The sequence below is a fragment of the Mycoplasmopsis cricetuli ATCC 35279 genome, assembly GCF_000526955.1.
GTDB classification, from domain to species: Bacteria; Bacillota_I; Bacilli_A; order Mycoplasmatales; family Metamycoplasmataceae; genus Mycoplasmopsis; species Mycoplasmopsis cricetuli.
This window is the reverse complement of record NZ_JAHB01000035.1, coordinates 1-2,760: the sequence shown is the minus strand read 5'-3', so window position 1 is coordinate 2,760 and position 2,760 is coordinate 1. Positions and strand designations below refer to the sequence as shown.

Here is a 2,760-nt window from a genome sequence, read left to right as displayed (position 1 = left end):
AAAAAAAAAAAAAAAAAACATCTTATAATTCATGCAAACCTCTAAGGTTTTAAGGCTCTTAATATTGTTTTTAAGTATCAATATTAACATACAAAAGAAAGAGGAAAAAATGAAACCCAAAAAATTATTGCTTTTATCAACATTATCACTTGGAATTGCTCCTATTGCAACTATTGCTGCAGGATGTACTACAAAAACACAAGAAGGATCTAAAAATCCAACTGCAACAAATGATGATTCTAAAATAGATAGATTAACAAAAGAAACAGAAAAAATAAAAATTGAATTAGATCAAATTACAATACAATTAAAAAATTTAACAAAATTAACTGAAGAATTAAAAAACAATCAAACAAAAACAGAAAATTCAACTTTAGAAACAAAGAAACTAGCAAATAAATTAGAAGATTCAAAATTAGATAAATCTGAATTTAACAAAATTGAAGAAAAATTAAATAATTTGTCACAAAGTAAAGTTGATGATTCTAAAATAAAAATTATTGAAACCAAATTAGAAAAATTAATAAATCAAAAATTAGAATCTAAAAATTCTGATCCAAATACACAAATAAATAAATTAACAGAAAAAGCTGATGATTTTTTAAAAAAATTAGAAGAAATTAAAAAAGAAAATTTTTCTGGTGAAAAAAATGATAACAAACAATTAAATGATATTAAAAATTTTGTAGAAGAATTAAAAAATTTTTTTAAAGATGAAACACAAAAATCTGAACTAGAAAATAAATTAAAACAAATTGAAGAACAATTAAAAAACATAAAAGATAAAAATGATGAATTTTTAAAAATAAGAAAAAAACAAGATGATTTTTACAAAGAATTTGAAAAAATTAAACAATTAGTAATTAGTATTCAAGGTAAAAATGAAGATAAAACATTTTTAAATAATTCTTTACTTCCTATTTTAGGAAAACTGCCAGAATTGCTACTTGATCCAACTAATGTTGATATATCAAAGACCAATACTATTATAAAAGAATTAGAAAACATCTTAGAATATTTAGTTAATGCCGGTAAACTAAATGAACTATTAAATAATTCAGAATTAAAAACAATTTTAGAAAATGTAGAAAACACTTTAAAAAGTAGTATTGATCAAAATGATTTAACTAATCTTCAAAATAAATTAAATGATTTCAAAGAAAAAGTAGGCGCTATTATTTTAAATGAATTAGAAAAATTTTTAGAAACAAATTCAAATCAATCTGATAATGTGGTAGATTTTAATAAAGAATTACAAAATAATATCACTGAGTTAAATAATGAATTAGAAAATGTTAAGAAAAATGTTAAAAAGAGAGAAATTTTAGCTAAAATTGAACAACTAAAAAATGAAATAGATAAAAATCTCTCAGATCAAACAAAAATAAATGAATTAGCTGAAGAAACAAAAAAATTAAAAGAATTATCACAATAAAAAATATTTTAAGCTAAAAAATATGTTTAAATAAATTTGCATTGTAATAAATTAAAAAATAATCAATAAAATTTAAATTGCTTATTGTAATATTATAAAACCTTACAATTCTTAATTCTTTTTAAAAGAATTTTGAAATGTAAGGTTTTTTATCTAAAAAACATAAAAATTTAACTAAACTATTATTAAAAAAATATAAAAAAATAAAATTTATTAGTGTTTAAATTAAAGAATCCAAATTTTGAAGTTGAAACATTAAACAATCAAATAATTATGTTGTTTTACTATTTAAAATAATTTTTAATAAACTAACAAAAGTACCTATTTTGGATTTTTGTTATTTTTTATGAAAAAATATGAAATTTTTAAAATTTTTTAAACTTTTTGCTAAAAAAAAAAAAAAAAAAAAAACATCTTATAATTTGTTCAAGATTTTTGTGCAAAGTTCAAATATAAACTTAAATTTTGCACTACAACATATAAAAAAAGGAAAACAAAATGAAATTTAAAAAAATAATGGTTTTATCTCCTGCACTTCTTAGTGTTGCTTCTATTGTGGCAATTTCTTCTAGTTGCACACAAAAAAATGATCAAAATGAAAAACCTAACACTAATCTAACAACTCCTGAATCAACAAATTCAAACACTAATTCAACAACTCCTGAATCAACTAATTCAAACACTAATCCAACAAATACTGAATCAACAAATTCAAACAATGAATCAACAAAATTACCAAAAAATGATAATGTAGAATCTAATTCAACAAATCAAAATTCCAAAGAATCAAATTCTACAAATTCAACAAAAAATTCAACAATTCAAGACAATAAAGAAATAGAAAATGTTAAAAATAAACCAAAACTAACTTTAAATCAAATTACTAAGTCTCATATTATAGAAAAAGAGAAATTAAAAGAGAAATTTGCAAGTATAGTTGAAAAAATTAAATTAATTATTGAAAAAATTTCAAATGTAAGTGATGAACTACAAACAAAAGAAGTAATTGATGAACAACAAGAATTAAATGATCTTAAAGAAAAATTTAAAAATGATGATTCAGTTGAAATTGGAACTCAAACAAAACCAACCACTTCAGAGACACCATATGTGTTTTCTAAAATTTCAAGTTCAAGCACCAAGATAACTTATTCACTTGAGATTCCTCATTCAAATACTGAATTCTCTTTAACAAATAATGAAAAACTATTTTTAGAATTTAACGCAATTTACAATGATGGTTCAAATGATCAAACACAAATGTTATCAACTGAATCTAAAACAGGCACAACTGCAGAAAAATCAACTGAATACACATATAAATA

General features: G+C 20.6%; 2 protein-coding genes. Both read left to right on the top strand.

Annotated features, from left to right (window positions below; genetic code table 4):
* Positions 1 to 109 precede the first annotated feature (109 nt).
* Positions 110 to 1,435, top strand: coding sequence for a coiled-coil domain-containing protein (locus U744_RS0104005; RefSeq protein WP_025755745.1), 1,326 nt, complete (start codon positions 110 to 112; stop codon positions 1,433 to 1,435).
* Positions 1,436 to 1,933: 498 nt separating this feature from the next.
* A partial coding sequence (locus U744_RS0103995; RefSeq protein WP_025755744.1) for a hypothetical protein occupies positions 1,934 to 2,760 on the top strand: 827 nt, incomplete at its 3' end.